The organism is Sphaerisporangium album, assembly GCF_003323745.1.
GTDB lineage: Bacteria > Actinomycetota > Actinomycetes > Streptosporangiales > Streptosporangiaceae > Sphaerisporangium > Sphaerisporangium album.
The window spans coordinates 559,634-575,104 of sequence record NZ_QOIL01000002.1; the positions used below are offsets into that span (position 1 = coordinate 559,634).

A 15,471-nucleotide genomic window follows, 5' to 3' on the forward strand; every position below is an offset into this window, starting at 1 on the left:
CCTCCCGCACGTCTCGCCGGCCCTCGGCCGAACCGGATGGGCAGAGCGTGCGGTGGCGAGGTTGTGGAACACCTTGCAGAGAGGTTGACGGTTCGCTGTATGCGGAGTTCGGGGTGGTCGGCATACGCCCCTCCGCCCACCCCGAAAGGTCAGGCGGTGAGGTTTCCGCTCTGTCCGAGGGGCTCGGAACAGCCGTTTCGGATCATGAAGATGTTGGTGCCCTCCGGGACGCGCCCGATCGTCCGGGTGATCACCATCCGCCCGTGGAAGCCGGTCTCGGAGAGACCGACAGGCCGCCGCTCGGCCAGAGTTTGAACCACGGAGACCTCGCACCTCGCGGGAGCGGTGATTTCCGAGGCGGGGAGCGTGAGGCTATGTGAGGCGCCGACCAGCAAGATCGTCGAGAAAAGGTCAGCCATTATTTGGAAACTTTCCTGTCTAAGGCCGAGGGTTGGAAGGAGTGCAAGATGAGTAGCCAAGTACGTCGGCCCAGCTTGCAGGCCGATGGAAGCGATCTTACCGTCACTTCGGCGTGTTTGTGAGCATATTTCGGGACAGGATGGATAGCCTGCGGTGTCCCTTTTGCGGTTTTATTGCGGATGGTGCTGTCTGGGCTGTATTGCGCGCAATTGCAGCTTGAAATACTATCGGTCAGAATGGGATGTTAAGTGATATGGTGTACTAGTGGAACGTGACATTCTCACTATGTAGCTAATTCAGGGCCGTGGGGTGGCTCGGAGGTGGCGAGGGTGTACTTCAGGATGCTCGGAATCGGAGTGGGGCTCACCCTGCGCATCCTGGGGCGTGACCACCCGCTCGGCTCTCCGAAGGCACAGCTGATCATGTCGATACTGATGCTGTCGCCCGGCAGGCCCGTCCTGATCAGCGACATCGTCGACCATGTGTGGGGCGAACGGCCGCCGCCGAAGGCCACACAGGCTCTCCAGGCGTATGTGTCCCGTCTTCGCCGACAACTGCGCCAGCTCGTGGGGGAGCGCGCCCGGATAGTGGCCCGTGGCGGCACCTACACGCTGGACGTCGATCCTGAGATGATCGACCTCCACCGCGTCCGGGCGCTGTGGCGGCAGGCGACGGCCATCGCCGGGAGCGGTGATCCCGAACTCGCGGTCCGCCTGCTCCACGAGGCCGAAGCGCTCTGGCCGGGCGACGCCATGATGGGACTCCCGGGGGAGTGGGCTCGGCGGATGAGCCGGACCCTGGCCGACGAACGGGCCGACGTTCAGAGGGATCGCATCGCCCTGGAACTACGCCTCGGCCGCCACGCGGCGGTGCTGGACGAGCTTCGCGGCCTGGTGGCGCACCGACCTGACGACGAGATGTTCGTCGGCCAGCTCATGACCGCTCTCTACCGGGCCGATCGCCAGTCCGACGCCTTGGACGTCTACCGCGGCGCCTACCGGTACCTCGTCGAACAACATGGCACGCGGCCCGGGGCGGCGCTTAGTTCCCTGCACCTGCGCATCCTGCGGGGCGATCCCGATCTGGCGGTCACTCCTGTCTACCGCAGCGAGGTCGCGTCCCAGCCGGACACGCTGCTGCCCGACACCCCCCATTTCACCGGTCGTGAGCAGGAGATCGAGGCCGTGAGCGCCGTGCGCGCGGAGGGTGATGGCACCCCGACCGTGGTCATCCAGGGGATGCCGGGGGTGGGCAAGTCGGCGCTCGCCTTGCACATCGCTCACCGGATCGCCGCGCGCTACCCGGACGCGCGCCTGTACCTCGAACTCAGGGCCCACGATCCGACCCGTCCGCCCTTGGACACCGCCACCGCGTTGTCGGCACTCCTGCGCATGCTGGGAATTCCGGCGACGCGAATCCCGTCCTCGTTCGGAGACAGGGTCGCCATGTGGCACGCCGAGCTGGCTTACAGGCGGGCCATCGTGATCCTGGACGACGTGGCGGGTGCCGAGCAGATCAGGCCGCTTCTCGGCACCTCGTCGTCGAGCCTGGTGCTGATCACCACGCGCTCCCGTCTCGACCTGCCCTCCGAAGTCGAGCGCGTCCTGCTCGGGGTCCTTCCCCGTGAGGACGCCGCCGCACTGGCATCCCGCCTCGCGGGAGCCCACGCCGATCCGTACCTGATCGGCGAGGTCGTCCGGGTGTCCGGCGGGCTGCCGCTCGCCATCACGCTGAACGCGCCGCGTGCGGGAGCGGCCGGAAACGGTGCTCGACCCTGCTCGGGGGGCACGGGCACCGCCTGGATCGCCGACGGTAGCGGTCATGACGAGATCGACGCCGCGTTCGAGATGTCGTACCGCGACCTGACGCCTGGCGAGAAATCGGCGTTCCGCCGGCTCGGCCTGTCGCCTTGCCGCGATGTCACGGTGATGGACGCCGCCGCGTTGTGCGACACCACGCAGGAAGAGGCAAGGATCATGGTGGAGACGCTGGTCCGGCACCATCTGCTCCAACCGGCGGCGCCGGGCCGCTACCGTTTCCATGACCTCGTCCGGACCTACGCACGTGAGCGTGCCGAACGCGAGGACCCTGAAGGGGGAAACCGGCGTGCTGTGAGACGCCTTCTCGACCAGTACGTCGAGACCGTCGGGACGGCCATGGCGGCGATCCATCTGGCCTGCGGAGCCACCTGCGAGCGACCCCGGGGGGAGCAGATCGGCGCCTCGGACGCACGGCGATGGCTGGGCGACGAGTGGAGTACGGTGCTGCGTTTGGCCCAGTACGCCGCCGAGCACGAGTGGAAGGCCTACACCGTTGGGCTCATGCGCATGATCGCGGACTATCTCGACATGGAGAGCCTGTGGGAGGACGCCGCGATGGGGCACGCGCTCGCGCTGCGCGCGTGCCAGGACCTCGGTGACTCACGCGGCATCGCCAGAGCCTCCCTGGACCTGGGCTTCGCCAGGTTCAGGACCGGCCGGCATGACAACGCGCTGTCGCACACCCGGAAGGCTCTGTCGTTGTACAAGTCGTTGGACGACAGGGGCGCGATCGGCAAGTGCCAGGACCAGATGGGGGTCATCCACTGGGCGTCGGCCCGGTACCGGGAGGCGCTGGCGCACTACCAGGAGGCGCAAGCGAACTTCCGATCCAGCGGGGACGTCAAGGGCGAGGCGGACGCGCTGGGGCACAGTGGAATCGCCTACTGGCATCTGGGCCGTTACCAGGACTCCCTCGACCTCCTCGGTCGTGCCTTGGAGGCATATCGCGGACTCGGTGACCGGCGGGGCGAGGCCAAGGCACTGAACAATATGGGCGACGTCCAGAAGCATCGCGGGCTTCACAGGGATGCGATCCGCCTGTACCAGGAGTCTCTGGAGATCTTCAAGCAGATCGAGGGCAAGCAGAACCACGCGATCCTGCACAGTAACCGTGGTGACATCCATCAGTACAAACATCGGTTCTCCGCCGCGTTGGCGTGCTACCGGGTGGCCATGGCCACGTTCCTGGAGATCGGGGACCGGAGGAACCAGGCCGACATCCTCAACAGCATCGGCAGTACGTACCTTCACATGGGCGGGGCCGAGGAGTCGTTGATCCACTTCGAGAAGGCCAAGGGCATCGCCGAAGAGATCGCCGACGACTACCAGATGGTGCGGGCGCTGGTGGGGATCGCGGATGTGAATCTCGCGGCGGGACGGTACGAGGCCGCGAGGGACACCTACAACTCGGCCATCAGGACGGCGCGGGCGATCGGCGATCTGTACCAGGAGTCGCGGGCGCACAGGGGGCTGGCCGATACGTGGGAGCGCCTCGACGACCTGGAGGCGACGCGGATCTCCTTGCGTCAGGCCCTCAACCTGCTGGTCCAGCTGGATCTTCCCGAGGCCGAGGAGGTCCGTATCCGCCTGGAGGGACTGGGCGCCGAGGACTCGCCTCAGGGCCGCCGATGGTGACGGGGCCGGTGAAATCGCGGCCCTGGAAAACCGGGCCGTGTACTGAACCGCTGATGGTGTTGCGGACGCCGCCGTCTTCTGTCTTCGAGGGGCTTCCGCCCGGGGCCGCGGGCGCGGTCCCGGGCGTCGCCTCGGGGGGGTCGGCGGAAGGTGCGGGGGGTTGTGGGCGGGTCGGCCGTCTCATGGCGTGCCAGGTCAGGGCCAGGGCCGCCAGGCCGCTGAGGGCGCTCAGGACGCTTGCCAGTTTGTCTGCATTATCTAGACCTATCGCGATAAAATAGATTGTCAGGCAGATCAAGGCGAACGCCGTGGAAAGCGCGGCGACGCGGGTGAGGGCCGACGCGCGGGGACGCTTCATCCGCTGATTGTGACCCGGACCTGGGGCATCCGTATAGGCCGCGGGGTTCGTGACCGTCCGTTATGCCGTACTGTGAGCCGCACGCCTATCCCTTTTGCCGATAAGCCCCATGGAATCCCAAGATCTTTGCAAATCGGCGGCATTCAATTACGATTGCGGGGCCAGCCGGAGCCGAGGCGACGTGGGGCGGCGAGTGGGGTGCCTGCTGGAACGAAGGCGGGGGACGTTCCCGCCGAGACGACGAGTCTCGTGGGGCGACGGGCCGAGGTCGCCCAGGTGGTCCGAATGCTGGGCCGGACGCGCTCGGTCACGCTGACGGGGGTCGGAGGAGTCGGCAAGACGCGGCTGGCCCTGCGCGTGGCGCGCGTTCTTCAGCCGTCCTTCCCTGACGGGGTGTGGTTCGTCGAGCTGTCGTCGCTGCGGGAGCCGGACCTGCTCGGGCACGCCGTCTGTTCCGCGCTGGACGTGGCGCAGCGGGTGGGACGGCCGCGGATCGAGGCCCTCGCCGAGTTCCTGGGGCCGCGCCGCGCGCTGCTCGTCCTGGACACCTGCGAGCACCTGGCGGACGCGTGCGTCGCACTGGTGGACACCCTGCTGGAGGCGGCCCCGGGGCTGCGGGTGGTGGCGACGAGCAGATGCGTGCTGGGTATCGAGGGCGAGTGGTGCCTCCAGGTCGAGCCCCTGCCCGTCGAGGAGCCCGCCGAGGCGGGCGGTCCTGACGCGGGCGGTGGCGCGGTCGCGTTGTTCGTGGAGCGGGCCGCCGCGCTGGTGCCCGGGTTCGTGGCCACCCCGGAGGTCGCGGTGATCTGCGGGCGGCTGGACGGCATCCCGCTGGCCGTCGAGCTGGCGGCCGTGCGGCTGCGCACGCTGTCGGTCGAGCAGATCATGCGCCGCCTCGACGACCGCTTCGGCCTGCTGCTGGACGGGGACCGCGCCGGTCAGCCCCGCCACCGGACGCTGCGCACGGCGATCGGCTGGAGCCACGAGCTGTGCGAGCCGCTGGAGCGCCTGCTGTGGGCCCGGCTCGCGGTCTTCGCCGGTGACTTCGACCTGGAGGCGGCGCGGGCCGTGTGCGCCGACCCCGGCTCGGGCGCCGGCCTCCACCGCGGCCAGGTCGAGGGCCTGCTGCACGCCCTGGTGGACAAGTCGATCGTGCGCCGCGACGACACCGGCCAGGGCGTCCGCTTCCACATGCTCGACACGCTGCGCGACTACGGCGCCGAGTGGCTGCGCGCGCTCGGCCAGGACGAGTGGACGCGGCGCCGTCACCGTGACCACTACCTGGACCTGGCCCGGCGCTTCGACGCCGAGTGGTTCGGCGCCGACCAGGTCGCCTGGTACGTCCGCATGCGGCGGGAACTGCCCAACCTGCGCGCGGCGCTGGGCTTCTGCCTCGGCGAGGCCCCCGCCGAGCACCCCGTGGGCCTGGACCTCGCCGCGCGGCTGACGTACTTCTGGATCGGCTGCGGCTTCGTCGCCGAGGGCCGCCACTACCTGCGGCGGGCGCTCGGCCTGTGCCACGCCCCGGGCGAGAGCCGGTCGCGGGCGCTGTGGGCCTGCGCCTGGCTGGCGGACTTCCAGGGCGACCTGGACGAGGCCAACGACCTGGCCACCGAGTGCATGGCCCAGGCGTTCTCCCAGGGCGACCGCGCGGCGGCCGGGTGGGGGACGATCTGCTGCGCGAACACCGGCCTGCACTGGGGGTACGTGGACGAGGTGCTGCCGATGTACGAGCGGGCACGGCGCGCGCACGAGGAGGGCGGCGACCGGGGGGTGGGCGTGGCGTACGCGCTGATCGGGGAGGCCTACGTGCTGCGCCGCCTCGGCAGGCACGAGCAGGCGCTGTCGTGCCTGCGCCGGCAGCGGCGGCTGTGCGACTCCCACGGGGACATCTGGCTGCGGTCCTCCGGCGACTGGGTGCGCACCCTGATCGAGATCGACCGGGGGGACGTCCGGACGGCGGACCGCTTCGCCCGCGCGTGCCTGCGGGCCAAGCGGGTGCTGCACGACAGCCTCGGCATGGCGGCGGCCGTCAAGAGCCTCGCCGGGACGGCGGCGGGCCTCGGTGACATGGAGCGCGCGGCCCGGCTGCTCGGCATCGGGGACATGGTCGAGCACTCCTTCGGCGTGCGCCTCGGCCTGTCCCACCCGAACGGCGTCAGCGAGCGGGCCGAGGCGCGGGCGCGAGCGGCCCTCGGGGAGCGGGCGTTCCGGGAGGCCTTCACCCGAGGGCGGGAGCTGGAGCTCGAAAGCGCGCTCGCCTACGCGCTCACGACCGGCGAGGACGCTGAGGGCGCGGCATGAACGGCTTGTTCAGCGAGGCCGCGACGGCCTCGAAGCCGTAGCGGAGCGTCGTTCCTCTCAGGGCAGCTCGCCGAGCCACCTCTGGCGACTTCGCGTGGGGCTGGACACCTGATGTTGAGCTCGACCATGACGGAACCGTATACCGGCGTGTTCCGACGGTGTTGACACAATTGCCAAAAATGACATTATTCAGCCATGCGAGAGGAAACCCAGCGGCTGCTGCTGATCCAGGATGACTTCGAGCGCTTCCGCGCCGCCACGCGCATGCTCGTGGACCTGGACGATCTGATCCTGGAGATCTCCCGCGTCAGGAACGAGAGCGCCTCGCGCATGCAGATCCGCACGATCGGCGCCGCCGCCCCCCAGCCGCCCTCCGACGAGGCGCTGCCCGAGGACGCCCGCGCCGTGCTGGAGTGCGTGCGCAGGATGGGAACCGAGCGTTTCCGCAGGCGGGACGTGTTCCGCCGCCTCGCACGCCGGTTCAAGACCGTCGCGGCGATGGTCCCCGCGCTGGACCTGCTGGAATCGGCCGGCCACATCCGCAAGGTCGGCCCGAGCGCCGAGCCCGGCCAGCCGGGGCGCCGCCGCTCACCGGAGTACGAGATCCGCCTCTAGCCTCCCCGGCCTTCCCGGGCCGTTCCGCGGGGGACGCCGGACGCCATCGCCCGCAGGGCGTCCCCTGCTCCGCGTCCGCGCAGGTCAGGGGGCGGATACTGGAACCAGGACCACTTCGCCGGGCTCCTGGGGGTACCGATGGCGATCGCGACGATCAACCCCGCGACGGGGGAGACGCTCAAGACCTTCGAGCCGATGGACGACCACGAGCTTGACGAGCGGCTCGCGCTCGCGGCGGCCGCGTTCGAGGAGTACCGCGCGACGGGGTTCGCGCGGCGCGCGGAATGGATGCTGAGCGCCGCCCGCCTGCTCGACGAGGAGAGCGAGCAACTGGCGCGCCTCATGACCACCGAGATGGGCAAACCACTGCCCCAGGCGCGGGCGGAGGCGGCCAAGTGCGTCCAGGGCATGCGCTTCTACGCCGAGCACGCCGAGGAGTTCCTGGCCACCGAGCCCGCCGACGCGGCCGCCGTGAAGGCCCGGCGCGCCGAGGTCCGGTACCAGCCGCTCGGGCCGGTGCTGGCGATCATGCCGTGGAACTTCCCGTGCTGGCAGGTGATCAGATTCGCCGCGCCCGCGCTGATGGCGGGCAACGTGGGCCTGCTGAAGCACGCCTCCAACGTGCCGCAGACCGCGCTGTACCTCGGCGAGCTGTTCGCCCGCGCGGGCTTCCCGGCCGGCTGCTTCCAGACCCTGCTCATCGAGTCCGGCCGCGTCGAGGGCGTGCTGCGGGACGGGCGGGTGGTCGCGGCCACGCTGACGGGCTCGGAGGCGGCGGGCGCCTCGGTGGCGTCCATCGCGGGCGGCGAGGTCAAGAAGACCGTACTCGAACTCGGGGGGTCCGACCCCTTTGTCGTGATGCCCTCCGCCGACGTCGCGGCGGCGGCCGAGACCGGTGTGACCGCGCGCGTCCAGAACAACGGCCAGTCCTGCATCGCCGCGAAGCGGTTCATCGTCCACGACGCGGTGTACGACGCGTTCACCGAGCGGTTCGTGGAGGGCATGCGGGCGCTGCGCCTCGGCGATCCGATGGACGAGACCACCGACGTCGGTCCCCTCGCCACCCAGCGGGGCCGCGACGACGTCGAGCGGCTCGTCGCCGACGCCGCCGGGCGGGGCGCCCATGTCCTGTGCGGGGGAGTGACGCCCTCCCGGACCGGCTGGTACTTCGAGCCGACGGTGCTCACGGGCGTCGGCCCCGGCATGCGCATGTTCGAGGAGGAGGTCTTCGGCCCGGTCGCCCAGCTCTACCGCGTGAGCGACGCCGGCGAGGCGATCGCCCTCGCCAACGCGACCGGTTTCGGCCTCGGCTCCAACGTCTGGACCACCGACCCGGACGAGCGGGAGCGTTTCATCGGCGCGCTGGAGTCCGGCCTGGTCTTCGTCAACGGCATGGTCACGTCCTACCCCGAACTCCCCTTCGGGGGCGTGAAGCGCTCCGGCTACGGCCGTGAGCTGTCCGTCCAGGGAATCCGCGAGTTCTGCAACGTCAAGACCGTCTGGGTGGGCTGAGACGCGGGACGGCCGCGTCCCCCTGAGATCGGCTTCGCCCCGGGCGGATGGTTGAATGCCCGGGAGTCGAGCGAAGGGCGGTGTCGGCGTGGACGGTCTGGTCGCGGGGCGGACGGCGTTGGTCACGGGGGCGGGACAGGGCATCGGGCTGGCCATCGCGCGCCTGCTGCGGGAGCACGGGGCGAACGTGGTGGTCACCGATGTGGACGCCGGGCTCGCGGAGGCCGCCGCCGGTGACCTGGGCGGCGAGGAGGGCCGGGTGTCCTCCATCGGGTGCGACGTCACCGACGAGGACTCCGTGGAGGCGGCCGTGGCCCACGCGGTCGAGCGGTTCGGCGCGCTGGACGTCATGGTGAACAACGCGGGGATCACCCGGGACTCCACCCTCGGCAAGATGAGCCTCGGCGACTTCGAGGCGGTGGTCGACGTCCACCTGAAGGGGACGTGGCTGGGGGTGCGGGCGGCGGCGAGGGTGATGCGGGAGGCGCGGTCGGGGTCGATCATCAACATCTCCTCCCTATCCGGCAAGTCAGGAAATTTCGGGCAGACCAACTACAGCGCCGCCAAGGCGGGCATCGTCGGGCTCACGAAGGCGGCCGCCAAGGAGCTCGGCCCGCGCGGCGTCCGGGTCAACGCCGTGCAGCCCGGGTTGATCCGTACCGCCATGACCGCCGCCATGCCCTCCGACGTCTTCGCCGCCCGGGAGGCCGACATCCCGATGCGCCGGGCGGGCGAGCCGCGCGAGGTGGCGGGCGCGGTGCTGTTCCTGGCCTCCGACCTGGCGAGCTACATGACGGGCGCCGTGCTGGAAGTGGGCGGCGGGCGCCTCATGTAGCGGCGGGTTCCCCGCCGGGCGGGACGATCTCGGAGGAGAGGACGATCTCCGGAAGCGGCGGGGCGGCGGGGGCGTCCCGGACGGCGTCCTCGGCGGTCGGGTGGATGTCGAAGACGTTCCGCAGCCCCGTGATGGTCAGCACGCGCAGGACCCCGCCGTGGACGCCGCTGAGAGAGAACGGGCGGCCGGCGCTCTGGGCGGTGCGCAGCGTCGCGATGAGCTCGCTCAGCCCCACCGAGTCGCAGAAGGACACCTCATCGAGATCCAGGACGAACGCGACGCCGGGTGGGGACGCCCAGACGGGGTCGAGGCCGGATCTCAGGACCGGCGCCGTGGTGTAGTCCAGCTCGCCGTGCGCGCGGACCACGAGCACGCCGTCCTGTGTGTCGCACGAGATCGTGAGGCCCGGTCGCGGGTCTGCCTCGAACTGCATGTCAGCTCCTTCGGCCTGCGGGGTTCAGGGCAGGCGTGACTCCCTTCCTACCAGTTATCCCGCACGCCTAACGCCGCCGCGTACCCCCGCGGCCGTGGGAGCGTTTACAGGAACCCGCATTACGTCAGGAGCCGGGTCACTCCTTGACCGCGCCGGTGAGGCCGGTGACGAAGTAGCGCTGGAGGGCGGCGAACAGGAGGATCACCGGCACGACGATGATCAGCGAGCCCGCCATGATCTCGTTGTAGTGCGTCACGGTGCCGTTGGCGAGGGACTCCAGGGCCAGGGGCAGCGTGTAGCGGGACTCCTCGTTGAGCGAGACCCGCGTCAGCACGTACTCGTTCCACGTCGGGACGGCGGTGAGCACCCCCACGGTGATCAGCGTCGGCCTGGCCAGCGGCAGGTACACGCGCCAGAAGATGCGCGGCTCGCCGGCGCCGTCGACGCGGGCGGCGTCGCGCATCTCCTTGGGCACCGTCCGGAAGGCGTTGGTCAGCAGCAGGACGGCGAGCGGCGCGGTCCCGTTGACGAAGGGCAGCACCAGGCCGACGTGCGTGCCGAGCAGGCCTAGCTTGTCCTCCAGGATGACCACCGGCAGCAGGACGGTGATGCCCGGGACGAAGAGCAGGGCGACGAAGAACCACAGCAGCAGGCGGCGGCCGGGGAAGTCCAGCACGGCGAAGGCGTAGGAGGCGAGGCTGTAGACGGCGAGGACTCCGAACACGGTGAGGCCGGTGACCAGGAGGCTGTTGAGGAAGTAGTCGAAGAACCGCAGCCGTCCCCACGTCCGCGCCAGCGTCTCCAGGGTGGGGTGCGCGGGCACCAGGTGGCCGCCGGCGAGGATCTCGGCGCCGTCCTTGAACGCCCCGGACACCATCCAGAGGAACGGGTACAGGCTGATGATCGCGTACAGGGCGAGCGCCGGGTAGGCGAGCAGGAGCCTGAGCGGGCGCGGGCGGGGCGCCCCGGAGCCGCCGGGGCTCGGGGCGGGGGACGCCGGAGAGGGGATCACCTGGTGCTCCTCAGCGTGCGGCCGTTGGCCAGGGCGAGCAGGAGGGCGGCGACGAAGATCATCCAGCCGAGTGCGCTGGCCAGGCCGAGCGTGGGGGACAGGCCCTTGAAGAAGGCCAGGTGGTAGGCCTGGAGCCCGACGACGTCGGTGTGCCCGGCGGGGCCGCCGTCGGTCATGATGAGGAAGATCTGGAACCCCTGGGTCGAGTCGCGCACGCCGAGCAGCAGGATCGCCGTGGTGATCGGGCGCAGCAGCGGCCACACGATGTGCCGTACGGTCCGGACGCTCCCCGCGCCATCGATGCGCGCGGCCTCCAGCACGTTGGGGTTGATCGACTGGAGCCCGGCCAGGTACAGCAGCGTCGCGACCGGCACGGCCGTCCAGATCATGATCACGATGAGGGTGGGCAGCGCGGTCGCCGGGTCGGCCAGGAAGCCCTGGGGGCGGGCCAGCGAGCCGAGCCCGGTCGTGCGCAGCAGGAAGTTCACCGGCCCCTCGGGCTCCAGCACGTACCGCCAGGCGTAGTAGACCGCGATCCCCGAGGTGACGTACGGCAGGAAGTACACCGACCTGAGCAGACCGCGCAGCCGCTGGATCGACGACAGCAGCACGGCCAGCGGCAGGGCGACGGCGACCGTCCCGAGCGGCACGGCGATCATGACGACGAGCGTGTTCAGCGCGGCGCGCCGCAGGTCCGGGCCCAGGGTCGGGTCCTGGTACAGCAGGTCGAGGTAGTTGCGGACGCCGACCCACTCCCAGTCCGCCGTGAAGCCGTTCCACTTGGCGAAGCTGAGCGAGAAGCCGTAGACGATGGTGTAGAGGCCCATCACCAGGAACAGCACCACGGCCGGGGCCACGAAGGCGTACCCGGTCAGCCACCGCGCCCGGCGCCGCCGTCCGGGCTCGCTCGCGTCGCGCCCTCCGGACGCGGGCCTCCGGGCGCCGGACGCGCGCGTCCGGAGGCCGCGGTCGTGGGGTGCGGTGGACCGGCCCGAAGGCGCGGCCGGTTGGGTCGCGGACATCTCCTACGAGGACACCTTCCACATGGCCGCGAGCACCGCGTCGAGCTGGGCGCCGGTCTGGGCGGGATCGCTCTCCTTGAGCGGCGACAGCTTGAGCAGGGCGGGCCCCATCTTGGCGTCGTCGAAGCCCGGAGGGCGGAAGGAGGTCGCGGCGAAGTCGAACGTGTTCTCCGGCGGCCCGGTGAAGTACTTCTGCAGGGCGGCGAGGTCGGAGCCGATCAGCGCCTCTGCCTGGGTTCCGAGGTCGGTGGCGGGCAGGTCGAGCGACCCCTTGGCGAAGACGCCCGCGCCCTCGGGGGAGGTCAGGAAGTCCACCCACTTCACGGCGGCGTCCTTGTCGCCGGTGGTCGCGGTGACCGACAGGCCGGTCAGGGCGAGCGGGGCCAGGCGCAGGTCGCTGATCTTCCCGCCGGTCGGCGGCGGGATGGGGAAGGTGAGGACGTTCTTCGGGTCCATGCCGTTCTGCGACAGGAAGGCCAGGGTGAAGGTGCCGCCCACGTCGAACGCCGACTTGCCCTGCGCGAAGGCGATGTCGGCGTCGTCGATGCCGAGGGCCGTCGCGCCCGGCGTCCAGTACGGCGTCAACTGACCGTACAGCTCCAGCGTCTTGACGCCGTCGGGGGAGGCGAACCCCTGTGTCGTCCCCTTGCCGAACAGTGCCTCGTACCGCTCCTTGCCGAGGTAGGCGTAGGCGAGCTGCACGTAGATCCAGTTGTAGCCGGTCTGGCTGACCTTCAGGCCGAGGGACAGGCCGCCCTGCTTGGGGTCGGCCTTGGTGGTGGCCTTCAGGTGGTCGACGAACTCCTCCCACGTCTTCGGTGGGGTCGCCGGGTCCAGCCCGGCGGCCTGCATCTTCTGCCGGTTCGCGTACACGATTCCGAACGTGCCGGCCGTGAAGGGGACGCTGAAGAGGTTGCCGACCTTGGCGGGCTTGAGCTCGGTGATCTGCCGCTGCCGTTCGGCGGTGACCAGCCCGGCCTCGCGGGTGGTCGGCAGGAAGCGGGCGAGCTTGGACGCCGGGAAGTCACCGGCCAGGTCCGCCAGCAGGCCCGCGCCGCCGATGCGGAAGTCCTCGCCGCCGGCGTGCACCTCCAGCACGTCGGGCAGGTTCTTGGTCTGCGCCGCGCTCTGGATCTTGGCGGTGAAGGCGTCGTCCGGTGTGATCGCCTCGACCTTCACCGTGATGCCGCTGCTCGTGCGGAACTTCTCGGCGGCCTGTTGCAGCGCGGCGAGGTGGGTCCGCTTGAACGTCCACATGGTGAGGCTCTTGGCGCCGCCGTCCCCGGACTTCGCGTCGCCGCCCGAGCCCCCGCACGCGGTGGCGAGGGCCAGCAGCAGACCGGCGACGGCCGCGGTCACGCGATGGGTGGTTCTCGATCCGGCTCGTGCCACGCGGACCTCCCGTTCCGGTGCGATGCGCTCGCCCTGTAGGGAAATGGCAGGACAAGCCATAGCAAATCGTTAAGACTGACCTTGAAAATACGCCTGGGACGATCGAAGTCAATGGGGCGCGAGGTAACGGGACGGCCGCATCACAACGCCGCAGGTGCCGATGTGCGACAGAGACGTGCGGGACGCGTCAGCCCGGCCGGCGGCGCACCAGGCCGGAGCGGCGGCGCACCAGGCGCGCTGAACGGGTCAGGCGGATTGGCGGCGCACCAGCCGCGCCGGGACGATCGTCTCCGAGGACGGGCCCGTCATCGCGCCCGAGAGCCGGTCGAGCAGGATGCGCCCGCACGCCTGGCCGATCCTCCTCGCGGGGTTGGCCATCGTCGTGAGCTGCGGTGAGACCAGCGTCGCCGCCTCGATGTCGTCGAACCCCATGATGGCGAGGTCGCCCGGCACGTCGAGCCCGCGCTGCCGGGCCGCGTCCAGCGCGCCGATCGCCATGACGTCGTTCGCGCACAGCACCGCGCGCGGCGGACGGGGCAGGTCGAGCAGTCGCAGCGTGCCCGCCAGGCCCCCCGCACGGCTGAACTGCGTGTGCACGATGAGGCTCGGCTCGGGCGGAAGGCCGCGGCGGGCCAGCGTCGCCAGGTGGCCGGTGACCCGCTCGGCCGCCGGGCCCTCCGCCTGGGGGCCGCAGACGAAGCCGATGCGGTCGTAGCCCTGGTCGAGCAGGTAGCCGGTCGCCTCGGCCGCGCCGCCCTCGTCGTCGCTGTGCACCAGGTCCACCCCCGGCTGGACGAGCCTGCCGCCGAGCCGCACCACCGGGATGCCCATGTCGATGGGGTGCCTCAGGTCGTCGGCGTGGGTGTGGAAGACGGCGAACGCGATGCCGTCCACCTGCCGGGCGATCATCTGCTCCAGCGCGGAACGCTCCAGCTCGCGCATGCCGTCGGTGTTGGTGATGATCTCGTGGTACCCGGCCGGGCCGAGCACGTCCTGCACCCCGCGGGCGAGCACCGGATAGAACGGGTTGGTGATGTCCGGGATGATCAGCCCGATCGTCTGGCTCCTGGCCGTGCGCAGGCCCCGGGCCAGGACGTTCGGACGGTACCCGAGCTGCTCGATGGCGTCGAGGACGCGCTTGCGCGTCGCGGCCGACACCGGCCGGTGCCCGTTGAGCGTGTGGGACACGGTCGTCGCGCTGACCCCCGCCAGCTCGGCGACCCTCCCGATGCTGGGCCGATGGCCGCGGGAAGGCACGGGTGACCTCCTTCACCGGCTTCACCGGCCACCGCGCACGGCGAAGCCACCACGAGATCGTACCGCGCCGAACCATCAGTCTTCCGGCGTGCCTCGCGGGCCCTGGCCGGGCCGCCGATGCCTCGGCCGCCGGGCCCGCAGGCCCGGTTCGCGCCCGCCGGGACTCCCAGGCGCGGTCCGCCGAAACTTGATGATCACCGTCCGCATGCGCGTCTTCGTATCAGGGCAGAGATCACCTGCGGGGCGACGGACGGCTTCCGGTCGCCCCGCCTCGGGGGACAGGGGGTGACGATGGCGCACAGGCCGTCCGCGAACGGCGGCGAACGGAAGGGGGTCGCCCTTCCCGGGATCGTCCTCGGCGTGGGGCTCGGCGGCTTCGTCGACGGCATCCTGCTGCACCAGGTGCTCCAGTGGCACCACATGCTGAGCAGCACGGACACCGACAACATCGGGGTGAGGTTCTACTCGCCGGACACCGTCCCGGGCCTGCGGATGAACACCCTGTGGGACGGGCTGTTCCACGTCGTCACCTGGCTCGCCGTGCTCGCCGGCCTCGGCCTGCTGTACTCGCGCGTCACCCACTCGCGCGGCCGGGTCTGGCGGTCGCGGGCGCTGTGGGGGTGGGGCCTGGTCGGCTGGGGGCTGTTCAACCTGGTCGAGGGCATCCTCGACCATCAGATCCTGGGCATCCACCACGTGCGCACGGGGCCGTACCAGGGCTGGTGGGACGCCGGGTTCCTCATCCTCGGCGCCCTGCTGGTCGCGGGAGGGTGGCTGCTCCAGCGCGGGGCCCCGCCACTCGGCCTGTGCGAGAACGCCCGGGCGTCGGCCTCTTCGTCCGCCTTCGAGGGGTAGC

Annotated in this window: 12 protein-coding genes; 6 read left to right on the forward strand and 6 right to left on the reverse strand. The window is 70.7% G+C overall.

What is annotated here, in order from left to right; translation table 11 throughout:
• Positions 1-149: 149 nt before the first annotated feature.
• Positions 150-320, reverse strand: a complete 171-nt coding sequence (locus tag DQ384_RS40975) for a hypothetical protein (RefSeq protein ID WP_181871027.1) — start codon at positions 318-320, stop codon at positions 150-152.
• A gap of 441 nt (positions 321-761) precedes the next feature.
• On the opposite strand from DQ384_RS40975, the gene DQ384_RS04875 reads away from it, so the two are divergent.
• The 5 genes from DQ384_RS04875 to fabG all read left to right on the forward strand — a co-directional run bounded on the left by DQ384_RS04875 (position 762) and on the right by fabG (position 9,499).
• Positions 762-3,875 (forward strand): AfsR/SARP family transcriptional regulator, encoded by a 3,114-nt coding sequence (locus tag DQ384_RS04875; RefSeq protein WP_147268642.1) that lies wholly within the window; start codon positions 762-764, stop codon positions 3,873-3,875.
• A 643-nt stretch (positions 3,876-4,518) separates the two neighbouring features.
• On the forward strand, positions 4,519-6,537 hold the full coding sequence (locus DQ384_RS04880) for an ATP-binding protein (protein WP_147268643.1): 2,019 nt from the start codon (positions 4,519-4,521) through the stop codon (positions 6,535-6,537).
• A 195-nt stretch (positions 6,538-6,732) separates the two neighbouring features.
• Positions 6,733-7,152 carry a hypothetical protein gene (locus tag DQ384_RS04885; protein ID WP_114027442.1) on the forward strand — a complete coding sequence of 140 codons (420 nt, stop codon included), beginning with the start codon at positions 6,733-6,735 and terminating at the stop codon, positions 7,150-7,152.
• A gap of 138 nt (positions 7,153-7,290) precedes the next feature.
• The gene (locus DQ384_RS04890) at positions 7,291-8,664 is read left to right on the forward strand and encodes an NADP-dependent succinic semialdehyde dehydrogenase (RefSeq protein ID WP_114027443.1); all 1,374 of its coding nucleotides are present in this window, start codon (positions 7,291-7,293) and stop codon (positions 8,662-8,664) included.
• Between the two features lie 88 nt (positions 8,665-8,752).
• Complete coding sequence (gene fabG, locus DQ384_RS04895; protein ID WP_245966251.1) at positions 8,753-9,499, forward strand: 3-oxoacyl-ACP reductase FabG; 747 nt, start codon at positions 8,753-8,755, stop codon at positions 9,497-9,499.
• Here fabG and DQ384_RS04900 read toward each other — a convergent pair.
• From DQ384_RS04900 to DQ384_RS04920, 5 genes are all read right to left on the reverse strand, one after another.
• A complete protein-coding gene (locus tag DQ384_RS04900) occupies positions 9,492-9,932 on the reverse strand; it encodes an STAS domain-containing protein (protein WP_114027445.1) in 441 nt (146 codons plus the stop codon). The genes fabG and DQ384_RS04900 overlap by 8 nt on opposite strands.
• Before the next feature lie 136 nt (positions 9,933-10,068).
• Positions 10,069-10,944 carry a carbohydrate ABC transporter permease gene (locus tag DQ384_RS04905; RefSeq protein ID WP_220182772.1) on the reverse strand — a complete coding sequence of 292 codons (876 nt, stop codon included), beginning with the start codon at positions 10,942-10,944 and terminating at the stop codon, positions 10,069-10,071.
• Positions 10,941-11,966 carry a carbohydrate ABC transporter permease gene (locus DQ384_RS04910; protein WP_114027446.1) on the reverse strand — a complete coding sequence of 342 codons (1,026 nt, stop codon included), beginning with the start codon at positions 11,964-11,966 and terminating at the stop codon, positions 10,941-10,943. Before DQ384_RS04910 ends, DQ384_RS04905 begins: the two co-directional genes overlap by 4 nt.
• A 3-nt stretch (positions 11,967-11,969) precedes the next feature.
• The gene (locus DQ384_RS04915; protein ID WP_181871028.1) at positions 11,970-13,325 is read right to left on the reverse strand and encodes an ABC transporter substrate-binding protein; all 1,356 of its coding nucleotides are present in this window, start codon (positions 13,323-13,325) and stop codon (positions 11,970-11,972) included.
• 279 nt (positions 13,326-13,604) lie between these two features.
• Positions 13,605-14,615 carry a LacI family DNA-binding transcriptional regulator gene (locus tag DQ384_RS04920; protein ID WP_114027448.1) on the reverse strand — a complete coding sequence of 337 codons (1,011 nt, stop codon included), beginning with the start codon at positions 14,613-14,615 and terminating at the stop codon, positions 13,605-13,607.
• 291 nt (positions 14,616-14,906) lie between these two features.
• On the opposite strand from DQ384_RS04920, the gene DQ384_RS04925 reads away from it, so the two are divergent.
• Complete coding sequence (locus DQ384_RS04925; protein ID WP_114027524.1) at positions 14,907-15,470, forward strand: DUF2243 domain-containing protein; 564 nt, start codon at positions 14,907-14,909, stop codon at positions 15,468-15,470.
• The last annotated feature ends 1 nt before the right edge of the window (position 15,471 follow it).

What these genes read in the sequence shown, in the direction of transcription:
- DQ384_RS04885 (WP_114027442.1), top strand. Translation starts at nt 6,733, where the DNA reads ATGCGAGAGGAAACCCAGCGGCTGCTGCTGATCCAGGATGACTTCGAG.
- DQ384_RS04925 (WP_114027524.1), top strand. Translation starts at nt 14,907, where the DNA reads ATGGCGCACAGGCCGTCCGCGAACGGCGGCGAACGGAAGGGGGTCGCC.
- DQ384_RS04890 (WP_114027443.1), top strand. Translation starts at nt 7,291, where the DNA reads ATGGCGATCGCGACGATCAACCCCGCGACGGGGGAGACGCTCAAGACC.
- DQ384_RS04880 (WP_147268643.1), top strand. Translation starts at nt 4,519, where the DNA reads ATGCTGGGCCGGACGCGCTCGGTCACGCTGACGGGGGTCGGAGGAGTC.
- DQ384_RS04875 (WP_147268642.1), top strand. Translation starts at nt 762, where the DNA reads ATGCTCGGAATCGGAGTGGGGCTCACCCTGCGCATCCTGGGGCGTGAC.
- DQ384_RS04900 (WP_114027445.1), bottom strand. Translation starts at nt 9,932, where the DNA reads ATGCAGTTCGAGGCAGACCCGCGACCGGGCCTCACGATCTCGTGCGAC.
- DQ384_RS04910 (WP_114027446.1), bottom strand. Translation starts at nt 11,966, where the DNA reads ATGTCCGCGACCCAACCGGCCGCGCCTTCGGGCCGGTCCACCGCACCC.